General features: G+C 60.1%; 19 protein-coding genes. 2 read left to right on the top strand and 17 right to left on the bottom strand.

Annotation, left to right across the window (positions count from 1 at the left end; translation table 11 throughout):
• Positions 1-51 precede the first annotated feature (51 nt).
• From FKV68_RS07345 to FKV68_RS07330, 4 genes are all read right to left on the bottom strand, one after another.
• The gene (locus tag FKV68_RS07345; RefSeq protein WP_180940855.1) at positions 52-1,872 is read right to left on the bottom strand and encodes a calcium-binding protein; all 1,821 of its coding nucleotides are present in this window, start codon (positions 1,870-1,872) and stop codon (positions 52-54) included.
• A 325-nt stretch (positions 1,873-2,197) separates the two neighbouring features.
• Positions 2,198-2,512, bottom strand: coding sequence for a quaternary ammonium compound efflux SMR transporter SugE (sugE, locus tag FKV68_RS07340; protein ID WP_180940854.1), 315 nt, complete (start codon positions 2,510-2,512; stop codon positions 2,198-2,200).
• 262 nt (positions 2,513-2,774) lie between these two features.
• Positions 2,775-4,085, bottom strand: a complete 1,311-nt coding sequence (locus FKV68_RS07335; protein ID WP_180940853.1) for a replication-associated recombination protein A — start codon at positions 4,083-4,085, stop codon at positions 2,775-2,777.
• Positions 4,082-5,479, bottom strand: a complete 1,398-nt coding sequence (locus tag FKV68_RS07330) for a DegQ family serine endoprotease (RefSeq protein WP_180940852.1) — start codon at positions 5,477-5,479, stop codon at positions 4,082-4,084. The genes FKV68_RS07335 and FKV68_RS07330 overlap by 4 nt, the downstream gene beginning before the upstream one ends.
• 184 nt (positions 5,480-5,663) lie before the next feature.
• Here FKV68_RS07330 and msrP point away from each other — a divergent pair, with 184 nt between their 5' ends.
• Together msrP and msrQ are read left to right on the top strand one after the other, a co-directional pair.
• Positions 5,664-6,605, top strand: coding sequence for a protein-methionine-sulfoxide reductase catalytic subunit MsrP (gene msrP, locus FKV68_RS07325; RefSeq protein WP_180940851.1), 942 nt, complete (start codon positions 5,664-5,666; stop codon positions 6,603-6,605).
• Between the two features lie 2 nt (positions 6,606-6,607).
• The gene (msrQ, locus tag FKV68_RS07320; RefSeq protein ID WP_180940850.1) at positions 6,608-7,291 is read left to right on the top strand and encodes a protein-methionine-sulfoxide reductase heme-binding subunit MsrQ; all 684 of its coding nucleotides are present in this window, start codon (positions 6,608-6,610) and stop codon (positions 7,289-7,291) included.
• Positions 7,292-7,307: 16 nt separating this feature from the next.
• Here the strand turns inward: msrQ and rplQ are convergent, their stop codons facing one another.
• From rplQ to rpsN, 13 genes are all read right to left on the bottom strand, one after another.
• Entirely contained in the window at positions 7,308-7,733 is a 426-nt protein-coding gene (rplQ, locus tag FKV68_RS07315) for a 50S ribosomal protein L17 (protein WP_180940849.1), read from the bottom strand.
• Between the two features lie 148 nt (positions 7,734-7,881).
• Positions 7,882-8,892 (bottom strand): DNA-directed RNA polymerase subunit alpha, encoded by a 1,011-nt coding sequence (locus FKV68_RS07310; protein WP_180940848.1) that lies wholly within the window; start codon positions 8,890-8,892, stop codon positions 7,882-7,884.
• Between the two features lie 103 nt (positions 8,893-8,995).
• Positions 8,996-9,385 (bottom strand): 30S ribosomal protein S11, encoded by a 390-nt coding sequence (gene rpsK / locus FKV68_RS07305; protein WP_003536496.1) that lies wholly within the window; start codon positions 9,383-9,385, stop codon positions 8,996-8,998.
• A gap of 228 nt (positions 9,386-9,613) precedes the next feature.
• Positions 9,614-9,982 carry a 30S ribosomal protein S13 gene (gene rpsM, locus FKV68_RS07300; RefSeq protein ID WP_136504365.1) on the bottom strand — a complete coding sequence of 123 codons (369 nt, stop codon included), beginning with the start codon at positions 9,980-9,982 and terminating at the stop codon, positions 9,614-9,616.
• 233 nt (positions 9,983-10,215) lie between these two features.
• The gene (locus tag FKV68_RS07295) at positions 10,216-10,794 is read right to left on the bottom strand and encodes an adenylate kinase (protein WP_180940847.1); all 579 of its coding nucleotides are present in this window, start codon (positions 10,792-10,794) and stop codon (positions 10,216-10,218) included.
• The gene (gene secY, locus FKV68_RS07290; RefSeq protein WP_180940846.1) at positions 10,791-12,131 is read right to left on the bottom strand and encodes a preprotein translocase subunit SecY; all 1,341 of its coding nucleotides are present in this window, start codon (positions 12,129-12,131) and stop codon (positions 10,791-10,793) included. Before secY ends, FKV68_RS07295 begins: the two co-directional genes overlap by 4 nt.
• 234 nt (positions 12,132-12,365) lie before the next feature.
• Positions 12,366-12,836 carry a 50S ribosomal protein L15 gene (rplO, locus tag FKV68_RS07285; protein ID WP_180940845.1) on the bottom strand — a complete coding sequence of 157 codons (471 nt, stop codon included), beginning with the start codon at positions 12,834-12,836 and terminating at the stop codon, positions 12,366-12,368.
• Positions 12,837-12,849: 13 nt separating this feature from the next.
• Positions 12,850-13,053: a 50S ribosomal protein L30 gene (rpmD, locus tag FKV68_RS07280; protein ID WP_003536508.1), complete on the bottom strand. Its 204-nt coding sequence runs from the start codon at positions 13,051-13,053 to the stop codon at positions 12,850-12,852.
• Positions 13,054-13,065: 12 nt separating this feature from the next.
• Positions 13,066-13,635 carry a 30S ribosomal protein S5 gene (gene rpsE, locus FKV68_RS07275; RefSeq protein WP_153442054.1) on the bottom strand — a complete coding sequence of 190 codons (570 nt, stop codon included), beginning with the start codon at positions 13,633-13,635 and terminating at the stop codon, positions 13,066-13,068.
• A gap of 133 nt (positions 13,636-13,768) precedes the next feature.
• Complete coding sequence (gene rplR / locus FKV68_RS07270; RefSeq protein WP_136504360.1) at positions 13,769-14,131, bottom strand: 50S ribosomal protein L18; 363 nt, start codon at positions 14,129-14,131, stop codon at positions 13,769-13,771.
• A gap of 12 nt (positions 14,132-14,143) precedes the next feature.
• Positions 14,144-14,677 carry a 50S ribosomal protein L6 gene (gene rplF, locus FKV68_RS07265; RefSeq protein ID WP_136504359.1) on the bottom strand — a complete coding sequence of 178 codons (534 nt, stop codon included), beginning with the start codon at positions 14,675-14,677 and terminating at the stop codon, positions 14,144-14,146.
• 40 nt (positions 14,678-14,717) lie between these two features.
• Positions 14,718-15,116, bottom strand: a complete 399-nt coding sequence (gene rpsH / locus FKV68_RS07260; RefSeq protein ID WP_136504358.1) for a 30S ribosomal protein S8 — start codon at positions 15,114-15,116, stop codon at positions 14,718-14,720.
• A gap of 12 nt (positions 15,117-15,128) precedes the next feature.
• Complete coding sequence (gene rpsN / locus FKV68_RS07255) at positions 15,129-15,434, bottom strand: 30S ribosomal protein S14 (RefSeq protein ID WP_153442056.1); 306 nt, start codon at positions 15,432-15,434, stop codon at positions 15,129-15,131.
• Between the last annotated feature and the right edge of the window lie 12 nt (positions 15,435-15,446).

Below are 15,446 nucleotides of genomic sequence, written 5' to 3'. Positions count from 1 at the left end.
AAGCTGCGATGAACATGATGCAAAGTCGCCGGATATCGCTCAACACGACGATCATATGATCACGAAATCAGCGTAACTTAAGGCCAGGCCGGGGCCAAGGGTCGCGAACTGTGTCACACCACCCGTCGTACCGGTTCCATTGGCGTCATAGCTCAGTGCGCCCGTACCACTATTATAAAGGATGTGCGCGGAGAAACTGGCCGCTGACATCGCGCCCGTCGCGGTGAAAGCCGTGAAAACGGCATTTTCAAGCTGGATGGTGTCAGCCACCACCGAGAAGTCGCCAATGGTATCAACATTGCCGGCGCCAAGTGCCGTATGAAAGCGGAACGTATCGTTTCCGGCACCGCCGATCAGCGTATCGTTGCCGCGCTCGCCGTCCAGAAAGTCATTGCCCACACCGCCGGAAATAACATTGTTGTGCGCACCGCCAAAAATTGTATCCGCAAATTGCGTACCGATGATGTTGCGGATATTCGCCACGCGATCGGTGTTGCCAAACGAATCGATCACGGTGTCAGCGGCGAGCCCGCTCTGTGCGCTATTTCCCAGGAGATTGGCGCGGACACCGTGGGTTGCTCCACTCGCAGCGTCCGAACTGTAATCGACGGTGTCGAGACCGGTGCCGCCGTCCATATTGTCGTTGCCGGCTCCGCCCACGAGTGTGTCGTTGCCGCCGCCACCCCTGAGAGTATCATTGCCCACCCCGCCGGCGAGCCTGTTGGCAAATCCGTCACCCGTCAACACATCGGCGCCTGCGCCGCCGGTAATATTCTCGATGCTGCGGACAGTGTCTTCCGCAACACCAGCAACACTAACGGCAGCGTTCGTTGCCCCAGCCATGGCTACCGAGACCGCGGCCGTCTTATCGCTATAATCGGCGGTATCGACTCCAGCGCCACCATCGAGCGTGTCCTTGCCCGCCCCGCCTCTCAGCGTGTCGTTTCCCGCTGCTCCGGAGAGACTGTCATTGCCGGCCGCGCCGATTAGCCTGTTGGCAAGACCATCCCCTATGAGCACGTCGGCGCCAGCGCCACCGGTAACGTTTTCGATATTGCGGATCGTGTCTTCCACAACGCCTGCGATCCTGACGGAGGCGTTGGCCGCGCCGGCCAGGGTCACTGCGACAGCGCCCGTCTTGTCACCATAATCGGCGGTGTCGAGCCCGGCGCCACCATCGAGCGTGTCCTTGCCCGCCCCGCCTCTCAGCGTGTCGTTTCCCGCTGCTCCGGAGAGGCTGTCATTGCCGGCCGCGCCGATTAGCCTGTTGGCAAGACCATCGCCTATGAGCACGTCGGCGCCAGTGCCACCGGTAACATTTTCGATGTTGCGAATCGTGTCTTCCACAACGCCTGCGATCCTGACGGAGGCGTTGGCCGCGCCGGCCAGGGTCACTGCGACAGCGCCCGTCTTGTCACCATAATCGGCGGTGTCGAGCCCGGCGCCACCATCGAGCGTGTCTTTGCCCGTCCCGCCTCTCAGCGTGTCGTTGCCCGCATAGGCCAGCAGCACATCCGCGAGCGGCGTTCCCGTGAGATTGTCGGCGCCAGCCAGGATAAGGGCGAGAAGGCCCTGTGTGTCATTTGCAACGGCACGATTATAGACTGTCGTCGCAGCAATGCTGAAGCCGGTGATGGAAAGGGCGACGCCGCCATTGACGATATGTCGGACCGAGGTGACGATTCCACCGGTCGGTTGGCCCGATGCATTGAAAGTCAAATTGCTACCTTGGAAGAGCGTATAGTTGGAGGCATCGTCGAAATATCTCGCGGAAGTCGAGGACAGTTGCCGGAAATCATAGTCGAAAAGCGCTGAAACCTGCAGCGTATTAAAATTAAGAGCGCGCATCGTCCCGCCGGCAACAACTGCCATGTCACCCTCCGCCCATAACATTTATTCAATGGAAGCGAAGACTATATTTTGCCGCAATAGAGAAGTCAACGAAGTTTCAATTTCTTCGAAAATAGTTATTTCTGGTAACCTCTAGTACTTATTAGCTATTATCAGGCTCACCCTTCGAATATTCTCTGGTCTGACTTGTCGGAAACTTGAGCGTAAGGTGCGGACGTGCTGCACTAACGCACCACGTCCAGACTCGGACAGGGTTAATGCATGTCGCCCAAAAGTGTGCAGCGGTTTGGGGTATTAAAACAAAAACCTAAAGGGCGTCGCATGAATTCGATTGAGTGCGACGCCTTTAGGCGGCCAGCTTCAAGCCGGCTATGCCGGCGACGATCAGGCCGATGCAGCCGAGGCGAATGAACGTCGCCGGCTCGGCAAAAAGGAAGATGCCAAGCACCACAGTGCCGACGGTGCCAATGCCGGTCCACACGGCGTAGGCCGTGCCGAGCGGCAGCGAACGCACGGCAATGCCAAGAAGCACGACGCTCAGGATCATCGATCCGACCGTCAGCACCGTCGGGGTGACGCGCGTAAAGCCGTCTGTATATTTGAGACCGATCGCCCAGCCAATTTCGAGGATGCCGGCAAGCAGAAGGGTGACCCAGGCCATTTCAAACTCCTGTTTCTGGAGCGAGGCCGTCCCCGCGGATGTTCGGGACGACGAAAATCGCGCCCGTGCAGCCGTCTGCAATATGGCGTTGCTATGCCATAAGGCAGTGTGCGCAGCAAGATACTCCGCGACAGGCCAGCCTTGCGCGGCGGGCAAGTCTGGCCGCCTGCCCTGCTGCATGTTTCCTTAAATCGTAGCTGACTTAAGGACAAACATGCAGCGTCCTTTGCGCGTCTGATAAGACGCGCGGCGCTGTAGCGTCTTACTGATTCCGCTCGCGCCGAAGTTTCGCCCACCATTCAAGTCGCTTGCGCAGCTCGCGTTCGAAGCCGCGCTCAGGTGGATCGTAGAAGGTCTTTCGGCCCATCTTCTCCGGAAAATAATCCTGTCCCGAAAATGCGTCCGGCTCATCGTGATCGTAACGATATCCCTCGCTGTAGCCCTCGCCTTTCATGAGCTTTGTCGGCGCGTTCAGAATATGTTTCGGCGGCAGCAGCGAGCCGTTTTCCTTCGCTGCCCGCATTGCCGACTTGTAGGCCGTGTAGACCGCGTTCGACTTCGGCGCCGTTGCGACGTAGACACAGGCTTCGGCCAGCGCAAGCTCGCCTTCCGGCGAACCGAGATAGTCATAGGCATCCTTGGCGGCGTTGCAGATCACCAGTGCCTGAGGATCGGCAAGACCGATGTCCTCGACGGCCATGCGGACCAGCCGCCTGCCGATATAAAGCGGGTCCTCACCGGCATCGAACATGCGGCAGAGATAATAGAGTGCGGCGTCGGGATCGGAGCCACGAACGGACTTATGAAGCGCCGAGATCAGATTGTAGTGTCCATCCTGCCCCTTGTCGTAGACAGGGGCGCGACGCTGGACGATGTTCTGCAGCGCATTGGCATCGAAGATTTCATTCCGGCGCGCCGCGCGCCAGACTTCTTCGGCGAGCGTCAATACCGCACGCCCGTCGCCGTCCGCCATGCGGAGCAGACTGGCGCGGGCATCCTCGTCAAGCGGCAGAGGCTTGCCCTCTGCCTCCTCGGCGCGTCGCAGGAGTTCCTCCAGGCTCGCCTCGTCATGCGGCTTGAAGGTCAGGACACGCGCGCGTGACAGGAGTGCGGCGTTGAGCTCGAAAGACGGGTTCTCGGTCGTCGCGCCGACCAGGATCACTGTTCCGTCCTCCATCACCGGCAGGAAGCTATCCTGCTGGGCGCGATTGAAACGATGGATTTCGTCGACGAACAGTAGCGTCTGACGGCCCGACATCCGTCTGGCACGCGCAGAATCGAACACTTTCTTGAGGTCCGCGACGCCGGAGAAGATCGCCGAGATCTGCTCGAAGGCGAGGCCGGCCTCCCCGGAGAGCAGGCGCGCCACGGTCGTCTTGCCCGTCCCCGGCGGCCCCCAGAAGATCAACGAACCCAACGAGCCGGACGCTATCATCCGGGTGAGAGCACCATCTTCGCCGGTCAAATGCTCCTGCCCGGTGACTTCGACAAGCGTGCGCGGCCGCAGCCTGTCGGCGAGTGGCCTCGCCGATGCCATTTCCGGTGGCTCGATGGGAGAGAAGAGATCGCTCATTTGAAGAATTGCCTGATGATCTGGCCGTCGCGCTCGATCTCGACTCGCCACAGGGATGCGTCTTCGGCCGTGACGCTCTCAAGCGTCTTCGATGTATCGATTTCCGTTCCGTTGACCGACCGGACAATGTCCTTCGGCTCAAGGCCGATGCGGGCTGCGGGCGAGCCTCGGTTGATCTCGGTCACGACGACACCTCGCAGCGATGTCGGCATGCGCAACTCTTCGGCCAGCCGCGGGGAGAGATTTGCCACGACAGCGCCGGCGAACGGATTGCGCCCCTCGATCAGACGCTCGTCGCGCGGCGAAGTCTCCGGTGCCTGCTCGAGCTTGATGACGACGTCATGCGTCTTTCCGTTTTCGGAAATCGTCACACGCGCTTCATGACCAACCCCAACGGTCGTCAGACGATAGCCGAGCGCGTCCGGGTGCTCGACGGCAATGCCATTGACCGCGGTAACAACCTGCCCCGGCTTGATACCGGCGGTCGCGGCCGGTCCGTCGGCAGCGACGGCCGTCACCAGCGCGCCACGCGCCCGATCCAGACCGAGCGCCTCCGCCACCTCAGACGTGACCGGTTCAAAGGTGGCGCCAATGAACGGACGGACGAACGAGCCGCCGCCACCCTCCGCGGACGCGACAAAGGCCTTGACCAGATTGGCGGGAATCGCGAAGCCAACGCCGTTGGAGCCGCCGCCCCTCGAAAAGATCGCGGTATTGATGCCGATCAGTTGACCCTTCATGTCGATCAGGCCGCCGCCGGAATTGCCGGGATTGATTGCGGCGTCGGTCTGGATGAAAAAGCCGAAATCCCCGGAGGTAATCTGGTTGCGGGCGAGCGCCGATACGATGCCGCTCGTCACCGTTTGGCCGACGCCAAAGGGATTGCCCATCGCCAGCACCAGATCACCCACCTCGACGGCGTCGGAATCGCCGATCGGAATGATCTCGAACGGCCCGTCCGACTGGATCTTCAGGACGGCAAGGTCAACGCGGTCATCCTTGAGCATGATCTTGCAGGGGAGCTCGCGACCGTCAGCGAGCGCGACCTTGATGTCGTCTGCCCCCTCGATAACGTGGTTGTTAGTAACGACGAGCCCGTTCCGACCAACGATCACGCCGGATCCGAGCGACGATTGCTTTTCGCTTCTGTTCGGCATCCGCTGGCCGAAGAACTCCTCGAAGAACGGATCTCCGGAAAAAATCGATCGCCGCTCGACGACCCGCTCGGCATAGACGTTTACCACGGCATTCGCCGTCTGCTTGACCAATGGCGCGAAGGAAAGCTGCATCTCGGCACGGGATTCGGGCACGGCCTTGGCGTCCTGCGCGACCGCAGGGACGGACATTGCAACAGCAAGAACAAATGTCACCAGCGCTCGACGGCCACAGATCATGTATCATTTCTCCCTTTCGTTGCCGCTACGATCAGATAGGATTTCGCAAGAAAAAAGGCAAACGGCTGAACAGGCTAACGCTCACGGACGAGACACGAAAACGTGGTTTCCCGCACCTTTTCCAGTGATCGAAACTTTGCTCATCTGAATGCTCATAAACGCCGATCTTTACCGAGGAAGTTCCATGCCCGCCTACCGCCCGCCGCATATCGCAGAGTCCGAGATCACGCCCGAACGCCTCTTCCTCAACCGAAGAGCATTTCTGGCGACGGCTGTCGGGGGCCTGGTTTTGGGTGGGGCGACGACCGCTGGTGCGGCCGCCCTCAAGGCATCGCCGGGCCCTTATACGCTTGATGACGCCGTGACGTCCGAGGAAGACGCGACGAGCTACAACAATTTCTACGAATTCGGTACAGGCAAGGGCGATCCCTCCGCCAATTCGGGAAGCTTCAAGCCTTCGCCCTGGACGGTGAAGGTCGACGGTTTGGTCAGCAAACCGAAGGAATTCGGGCTTGAGGAACTTCTGGCCTTCCCGCTTGAAGAGCGGATCTATCGCATGCGCTGCGTTGAAGCGTGGTCCATGGTCATCCCGTGGATTGGCTTTCCGCTGGCCGCCCTTCTCGACAAGGTCGAACCGCTTGGCAGCGCCAAATATGTCGCCTTTGAAACCGCCGTTCGGCCCGACGAAATGCCCGGCCAGGCCGGCTATTTCCAGCCGCTGGAATGGCCCTACCGCGAGGGCCTGAGGCTGGACGAGGCGCGGCACCCACTGGCGATCCTTTCCATCGGCCTCTACGGCAAGACGCTGCCGAACCAGAACGGCGCGCCGATTCGATTGGTGGTGCCCTGGAAATACGGCTTCAAGGGAATCAAATCGATCGTGCGAATCTCGCTGACCGAGACGCCGCCGCCTTGCACCTGGAACCTCGCTGCTTCGAACGAATACGGCTTCTATGCCAATGTGAACCCCGCCGTCGATCACCCGCGCTGGAGCCAGGCGACTGAGACCCGCATTGGCGAAGGCGGCTTCTTCGGCGCCAACCGACGCGATACGCTCCTCTTCAACGGTTATGGAGACGAGGTCGCCAGTCTCTACGCCGGCATGGATCTGAAGGCGAATTTCTGACGATGGCTGCCCTCCCCGCCCTGCCGAAACGCTTTCATGGCCCTTCTGTCTGGGCGCTCTACGTGCTCGGCTTCTGCCCGGCGATATCGGCTTTCTACCTTGGCGCAACCGGACAACTGCCCGGTAACGCCGTCAAGGAGTTTGAGCACTTTCTTGGCCTTTGGGCGCTACGTTTCCTCGTCGCGACGCTCACGATCACGCCGATTCGCGACCTTTTCGCGATAAACTGGCTGAGATATCGCCGCGCTCTTGGGCTGCTCGCCTTCTACTACGTGCTGATGCACTTCCTGGCCTATATGGTGCTGGACCAGACCCTGCGCATCCAGCCGATCATCGCCGATATCGCCCGCCGGCCGTTCATAACCATCGGCATGGCCGCGCTCGTAATGCTGGCTCCCCTCGCGATCACGTCGAACAATTGGTCGATCCGGCGGCTCGGGCAGCGATGGAACAGGCTTCATCGGCTGGTCTATGTGATCGCGGCCGCCGGTGCCCTTCATTTCGCCATGGCGGTGAAGGTCGTGGGGCCCGAGCAAATGCTTTACATCGGCCTCGTCGCCCTGCTGCTTGCCTGGCGAACCATCCGAACGCGCTTCCTTCGCTGGAGGCGCCAGCAGGTCGTTTCAGGACGCCCGCAACAGAAAAAGCGGCCGGGTGACGATCACCCCGCCGCTCTAATTTCTTGATCGGTTCTATTGCCGATCAGGCCGCTTCAGCTGCTTCAGCTTCGGCTGCAACGCGAGCGCGGTCCTTCGCACCCTTGGCGTCGGCATCGCGGTCAACGAACTCGATGACAGCGAGAGCGGCGTTGTCGCCGTGGCGGAAGCCTGCCTTCATGATACGCAGGTAGCCGCCGTTACGGGTGGCGTAACGCGATGCGATCGTGTCAAACAGCTTCGAGACGACGGCAACGTCGCGGATCTGCGAGATCGCCTGACGGCGGGCATGCAGGTCGCCGCGCTTGCCGAGCGTGACAAGCTTTTCGACGATCGGACGGATTTCCTTTGCCTTCGGCAGCGTCGTCACGATCTGCTCGTGTTCGATCAGCGAAGCTGCCATGTTGGCAAACATCGCCTTGCGGTGGCTGGCGGTTCTATTCAGCTTGCGGCCGGCTTTACCGTGGCGCATGGCTATTCTCCTTCACTTGCAGGCATCCGCCCGCAGTCTAACGGGGGCGTATATTCCGCTGAAAGCCAAAGGCCTTGAAGCGACAAGATATATACGCAGTTAAGCTTTCTAAGGCCAGCTTCACGCGTTCTTTCGAACGCGTGCGGCCTTAGTATTGGTCTTCGTAACGCTTGGCGAGATCTTCGATGTTCTCAGGCGGCCAGGACGGCACTTCCATGCCGAGGTGCAGGCCCATGGAAGCGAGAACTTCCTTGATTTCGTTGAGCGACTTGCGACCAAAATTCGGCGTGCGGAGCATTTCTGCTTCGGTCTTCTGAATGAGGTCGCCGATATAGACGATGTTGTCGTTCTTCAGGCAGTTGGCCGAACGGACGGAAAGCTCCAGTTCGTCGACCTTCTTGAGAAGCGCCGGGTTGAAGGCGAGTTCGGTGACTGCCTCTTCCTCCGCTTCCTTCTGCGGCTCGTCGAAGTTGACGAAGACGGACAGTTGGTCCTGAAGGATGCGGGCCGCAAAGGCGATCGCATCTTCACCGGTGACGGAGCCATCCGTTTCGATGGACATCGTCAGCTTGTCATAGTCGAGAACCTGGCCTTCACGGGTGTTTTCAACCTTGTAGGAGACCTTCTTGACCGGCGAGTACAGGCTGTCGACCGGGATAAGGCCAATCGGCGCATCTTCCGAGCGGTTACGGTCAGCCGGCACGTAGCCCTTGCCGTTGTTGACGGTGAACTCCATGCGGATCTCGGCGCCCTCGTCGAGGGTGCAGATCACATGGTTCGGGTTGAGGATTTCGATGTCGCCAACCGTCTGGATGTCACCAGCCGTTACAACGCCCGGGCCCTGCTTGCGCACGACCATGCGCTTTGCGTCGTCGCCATCCATCTTGATGGCGATTTCCTTGATGTTGAGCACGATGTCCGTCACGTCTTCCCGGACGCCCGGGATAGAGGAGAACTCGTGCAGCACGCCGTCGATCTGCACTGCGGTGACGGCAGCACCGCGCAGCGACGACAAAAGCACGCGGCGAAGCGCGTTGCCGAGCGTCAGACCAAAGCCGCGTTCAAGCGGTTCCGCGACCAGCGTTGCCCTGGTGCGGCCGGAGGAGGCGAACTCCACCTTGTTCGGCTTGATCAATTCCTGCCAATTTTTCTGGATCATGTTTTCTGCCTTCCGTTCGTTGCCACCATCCAATCGTGACAACCGAGCCCCGAAGACCGGGAGAGCGCCTGAACGCTCTCACCGGGATGTTGAATGCATATGATCAGACGCGGCGCTTCTTGCGCGGGCGGCAGCCGTTGTGCGGGATCGGGGTCACATCGCGGATCGAGGTGATCATGAAGCCCGCAGCCTGCAGCGCGCGAAGCGCGGATTCACGACCCGAACCCGGACCGCAAACTTCCACTTCCAGCGACTTCATGCCGTGTTCCTGGGCCTTCTTGGCGCAGTCTTCAGCGGCGATCTGAGCGGCAAACGGGGTCGACTTACGCGAACCCTTGAAACCCTTTGCACCGGCGGACGACCAGGCGATTGCGTTGCCCTGCGCGTCGGTGATGGTGATCATGGTGTTGTTGAACGACGAATTGACGTGTGCGACGCCAGACGTGATGTTCTTGCGCTCGCGGCGGCGAACGCGGGTGGCTTCCTTGGCCATTGGATCCCTTTCTTAGATCTCTGCACCGCCGTAATTCCAGCGGCTCCACCGGGAAAAGGATTGTTCGTCCCCTGCCCTGCATCTTCACTTCTTGCCGAGCCAGCATGCCGGCCCGGCGGAGATTCGCGATACCGATCCCGGTATGCGACGGTCAGGCGAAGCGCCTTCCCAAACTGCAAAAGGAGGCCAGCGCACGACGCCAGCCTCCCGCCTTCCCTTTTCGGGAAATTATTTCTTCTTGCCGGCGATCGCCTTTGCCGGACCCTTGCGGGTGCGGGCGTTGGTGTGCGTGCGCTGACCGCGCACCGGCAGACCGCGACGATGGCGAAGGCCACGGTAGCAGCCGAGGTCCATCAGGCGCTTGATGTTCATCGCGGTCTCGCGACGCAGGTCACCTTCGACCTGGTAATCGCGGTCGATCGTTTCACGGATCTGAAGAACTTCAGCATCCGTCAACTGGTGTACGCGACGGTCAGACGGGATGCCGACCTTTTCGATGATTTCCTGCGCGAATTTCGGGCCGATCCCGTGAATGTAGGTCAGCGCGATGACGACGCGCTTTGCCGTCGGGATGTTGACGCCAGCGATACGTGCCACGTCTATTCTCCTTGCGTTCCAGTTGCCATCCGGCAATAGGTGCTTCGTTACGCGACCTCGAAGAGCCGCACGTTAATTGAGGTTCGAGACACGTCAAAAACGACCGTACCCGGACTTCATTGCTTTGAAGACCGCGCCGATCGCTTCTCATGTCGCGAGTTGACGCTGTCTTTGGCGGAATCGGTCGGAAAAGTCAACTCCCCCGGCGGTTCCATTTTGGCAAAGACGAATGTCTAGGCCAGAATCTTCTCGATTTCGGCGGTGACCGTGTCCACGTCCGCCATGCCGTCCACGGTCTTCAATTGACCGGTAGCGGCGTAGTATTCCGACAACGGCGCCGTCTTCTCGCGATATTCCGTCAAACGGCGCTTGAAGGCTTCCGGATTGTCGTCGGAGCGAACGGTGCCGCCGGCCGCGACGGTTTCCGCTACGCGATTCTCCATCCGCCGGACAAGAGCTGCCTCGTCGACTTTCAGCTCGATGACAGCATCGAGCTTCAAGCCCTTGCTTTCGAGCATCCGGTCGAGCGCTTTGGCTTGCGGCACGGTGCGCGGATAGCCGTCGAGGATGAAACCCTTGGCGCAGTCCGACGCGTCGATACGGTCGGAGACGATTTCATTGACAATCTCGTCGGAAACGAGCTGGCCCGCATCCATCACGGCCTTCGCCCGCTTGCCCACTTCGGTCGCCTGAGCCACGGCCGCCCGCAGCATGTCACCTGTGGAAAGCTGCGGAATGCCGTATCTCTCCGTCAGAAGCTTGGCCTGTGTACCCTTGCCAGCGCCCGGCGGTCCCAAAAAAATCAATCTCATCGTCCCCTCTTTCCTCCGCGCAGCTTCGACTTCTTGATCAGCCCCTCATATTGCTGAGCAATGAGGTGGCCCTGGATCTGTGCTACCGTATCAAGGGTCACGCTGACAACAATCAAAAGCGACGTACCACCAAGGTAGAACGGCACGCCGGTCTGCGAGATGAGGATTTCGGGCAGGATGCATACGAAAATCAGATAGATCGCGCCGATGACCGTGATGCGCGTCAGCACGAAGTCGATGTATTCGGCGGTCCGTTCGCCCGGGCGAATGCCCGGAATAAAGCCGCCGTGCTTCTTCAGATTGTCCGCAGTGTCCTTCGGATTGAACACAATCGCGGTGTAGAAGAAGGCGAAGAAGGCGATCATGCCGCCGTAAAACAGCATGTAGAGCGGCTGGCCATGACCGAGCGCACTGACGATTGCCGTCGCCCAGCCGGGCAGCGTCGCGGTGTTGGCGAACCCAGCCAGGGTCGCCGGCAAGAGCAGCAGCGAAGACGCGAAGATCGCCGGAATGACGCCCGAGGTGTTGAGCTTCAGCGGCAGGTGCGATGTATCGCCCTGGAACATCCGGTTGCCCACCTGGCGCTTCGGGTACTGGATCAGCAGCCGGCGCTGAGCACGCTCGACAAAAACGATCAGCGCGATCACCGCCACGACCATGACGATGATGGCGAGAATGAGCGGCGTCGATAGCGCCCCGGTTCGGCCGAGTTCGAGCGTTCCGGCGAGTGCCGTCGGCAGGTGCGCGACGATGCCGGCGAAAATGATCAGAGAAATGCCGTTGCCGATGCCGCGCGAGGTGATCTGTTCGCCGAGCCACATCAGGAACATCGTACCGCCGAGCAACGAGATCACGGTGGAAATGCGGAAAAACCAGCCCGGATCGATGACAAGGCCGTTGCCGCTCTCCAGCCCAATGGAAATGCCGTAGGCCTGCATCGCGCCGAGGAGCACCGTACCGTAGCGGGTATACTGGTTGATGATCTTGCGGCCCTGCTCGCCTTCCTTCTTCAACTGCTCGAGCGCCGGCACGACCGAGGTCATGAGCTGCACGATGATCGAAGCGGAAATGTAGGGCATGATGCCAAGCGCGAAGATCGCCATGCGCTCAACCGCGCCGCCCGAGAACATGTTGAAGAGGCCAAGGATACCGCCGCTCTGGCCCTGGAAGGCCTGCGCGAACGCATCCGGGTTGAGGCCGGGCAGCGGGATATAGGTGCCAAGGCGATAAACCAGAAGCGCGCCAAGGGTGAACCAAAGACGCTTTTTCAGATCCTCCGCCTTTGCGAAAGTTGAAAAATTCAGGTTCGAGGCAAGCTGTTCCGCTGCAGAAGCCATGCGATTCTCCGCGTACCAAATTTCGGAATCAGCGGGAAAACCCGGTCAGTTCCGGAAAGAGAAAGTCTTCGTTCTTGAAAACCGGACGCGAGGCGATTGTCGCTGCAATCGGATGCCTCACCGTGGTTTCCGTTATGTCCGATACAGCGAGCGATTCGCCGCCTCGAACGTGAGGCTCACATATGGGAGCAAAACCGCCCGGAGTGAAGCACCCCGGGCGGTTCATCAGTCACATTATTCTGCGGCTGCTGCAAGCAACTTGACCGAACCGCCGGCCTTTTCGATCTTTTCGATCGCCGACTTGGACGCACCGGCAACTTCGAGCGAGACCTTGGCCTTCAGTTCGCCGTCAGAGAGAACGCGAACACCGTCCTTCTCGCGGCGGATAACGCCGGCAGCCTTGAGCGCAGCAGCATCGACCGTCTTCGAAGCGTCGAGCTTCTTGGCATCGACGGCAGCCTGGATACGACCGAGCGACACGACAACGAACTCCGAGGCGAAGATGTTGTTGAAGCCGCGCTTCGGCAGGCGACGGTAGATGGGCATCTGGCCGCCTTCGAAGCCGTTGATGGCAACGCCCGAACGAGCCTTCTGACCCTTCACACCACGGCCGGCAGTCTTGCCGGAGCCGGAACCGATACCACGGCCAAGACGCTTGCGGTTCTTGGTCGAGCCTTCGTTGTCCTTGATTTCATTCAGTTTCATTTCTGGATCCCCCTCACTTCTCGTCGACGACGCGAACGAGGTGCTGGACGGCCCGGATCATGCCGCGAACGGCCGGAGTGTCTTCCAGCGTGCGAACCCGGTGCATCTTGTTGAGGCCCAGGCCGACGAGCGTCTGACGCTGTACGGCCGGACGGCGAATGGGGCTACCGATCTGCTCGACGGTAACCGTCTTCTTGGCAACTTCTTTCTTAGCCATCAGTCAGCTCCCTTATTCTTCGGAAGCAACGCCGGCGGAAACGCGGCGGGCTTGGAGCGTGGCGTACTTCATGCCGCGCTGTGCCGCGATATCCTTCGGGTGCATCTGGTTCTTGAGCGCGTCGAACGTCGCGCGAACCATGTTGTAAGGGTTCGACGAACCGGTCGACTTGGCGACGACGTCGTGAACGCCGAGCGTTTCAAAGACAGCGCGCATCGGGCCACCAGCGATGATACCGGTACCGGCCTTGGCCGAACGCAGCAGCACCTTGCCGGCGCCGTGACGGCCATGGACGTCGTGATGCAATGTGCGGCCACCACGCAGCGGGACGAAGATCAGGTCGCGCTTGGCGGCTTCCGTTGCCTTGCGGATGGCTTCCGGCACTTCGCGCGCCTTGCCATGACCGAAGCCAACGCGGCCCTTCTGATCGCCGACGACGACGAGAGCTGCGAAACCGAAACGACGACCGCCCTTCACCACCTTGGCGACGCGGTTGATTGCGACGAGCTTATCGACAAATTCGCTGTCGCGCTCTTCGCGGCTCTGGCGATCTTCGCGAGAGCCTCTTTTTTCTTGTGCCATTGTCCTCTTCCTTTTTCTTTTCCGGGTGCAATCGGCAGATTGACGAAGGCCGCTTCACTTCCTTCGAAATCGAAGCGGCCGGGGTATTACGAAGCCGGATGCCGCCCGAGCGTTTATGCCCGGGCGGTGAACCTTAGAAGTTCAGGCCGCCTTCGCGAGCTGCCTCGGCCAGCGCCTTGATGCGGCCGTGGTAGATGAAGGCGCCACGGTCAAAGACAACGTCCTTGACGCCTGCCTTGGATGCACGCTCTGCGAGGAGCTTGCCTACAGCCGTAGCGGCCGCGGTATCAGCACCGGTCTTCAGCGAAGACCGCAGATCCGTGTCGAGGGTCGATGCGGAAGCAAGCGTCTTGCCGGCAACATCATCGATGATCTGCGCATAGATGTTCTTCGACGAGCGATGAACCGACAGGCGCGGGCGGCCATTGGCGACCGCCTTGATTTGACGGCGCACGCGGCTGGCGCGACGCACAAGAGTATCTTTCCTGCTAGCCATTTCGCGTGATCCTTACTTCTTCTTGCCTTCTTTGCGGACAATCCGCTCTTCGGCATACTTGACGCCCTTGCCCTTGTAGGGTTCGGGGCCGCGGTATTCGCGGATTTCCGCTGCAACCTGGCCGACCTGCTGCTTGTTGATGCCGGTGACGACGATTTCCGTCGGCTTCGGCACAGCGATCGTGATGCCTTCCGGAGTCTGGTAGACCACGTCGTGGCTGAAGCCGAGCGCCAGTTGCAGGTTCTTGCCCTGCATCGATGCGCGGTAACCGACGCCGTTGATCTCGAGCTTGCGCTCGTAGCCGTCCTTCACGCCCTTGAAGATGTTCTCGATCATCGTGCGGGACATGCCCCACTTCGAACGAGCATCCTTGCTCTCATTGAGCGGCTGAACGACAACCGCATTGTTTTCGAGCTTCACCGAGACTTCGTCGTTTGCGACGAAGAACAGTTCGCCCTTCGGACCCTTCGCCGTTACCTTCTGGCCATCAACGCTAGCCGTGACGCCTGCCGGAACTTGAACGGGTTTCTTACCGATACGAGACATTTTTATACCTGTCTGTTCGCCATGGAGATCCTGCCCGGCCTTAGAAGACCGAGCAAAGAACCTCGCCACCAACATTCTGTTCGCGTGCCTGATGATCGGCCATCACACCCTTCGGGGTCGAAAGGATGGTGATGCCGAGGCCGTTCGCGACCTGCGGAATGGACTTAACCGAGACATAGACCCGGCGGCCCGGCTTGGAGACGCGTGCGATCTCACGGATCACGGACGAGCCTTCGTAGTATTTCAGTTCGATGTTCAGCTCGGACTTGCCGTTGCCGAATTCGACTTCGGAGTATCCGCGGATGTAGCCTTCGGCCTGAAGAACATCCAGAACGCGTGCGCGGAGCTTGGAAGCCGGCGTCGAAACGCTGGACTTGCGGCGCGCAGCGCCGTTGCGGATACGGGTGAGCATATCGCCCAAGGGATCAGTCATTGCCATGTGCCCGTCTCCTTACCAGCTCGACTTGACGACACCCGGCACCTTGCCGAGGTTGCCCAGTTCGCGAAGCGCAATACGCGACATACGAAGTTTGCGATAGTAGGCACGCGGACGGCCGGTCACTTCGCAGCGGTTGCGGATGCGGGTCTTGGAGCCATCACGCGGCAGTTCAGCCAGCTTGAGGGTTGCCTTGAACCGCTCTTCGATCGGCAGAGACTGGTTCATGATGATTGCCTTCAATGCAGCGCGCTTGGACGCTTGCCCGGCAACCAGTTTGCGGCGGCGCTTGTTCTTTTCAACTGCGCTCGTTTTCGCCATAACAGTTATCCT

The organism is Sinorhizobium mexicanum, assembly GCF_013488225.1.
Classification (GTDB): domain Bacteria; phylum Pseudomonadota; class Alphaproteobacteria; order Rhizobiales; family Rhizobiaceae; genus Sinorhizobium; species Sinorhizobium mexicanum.
Note: the sequence above shows the minus strand (reverse complement) of the source record. Positions and strands in the feature narration are given on the sequence as shown.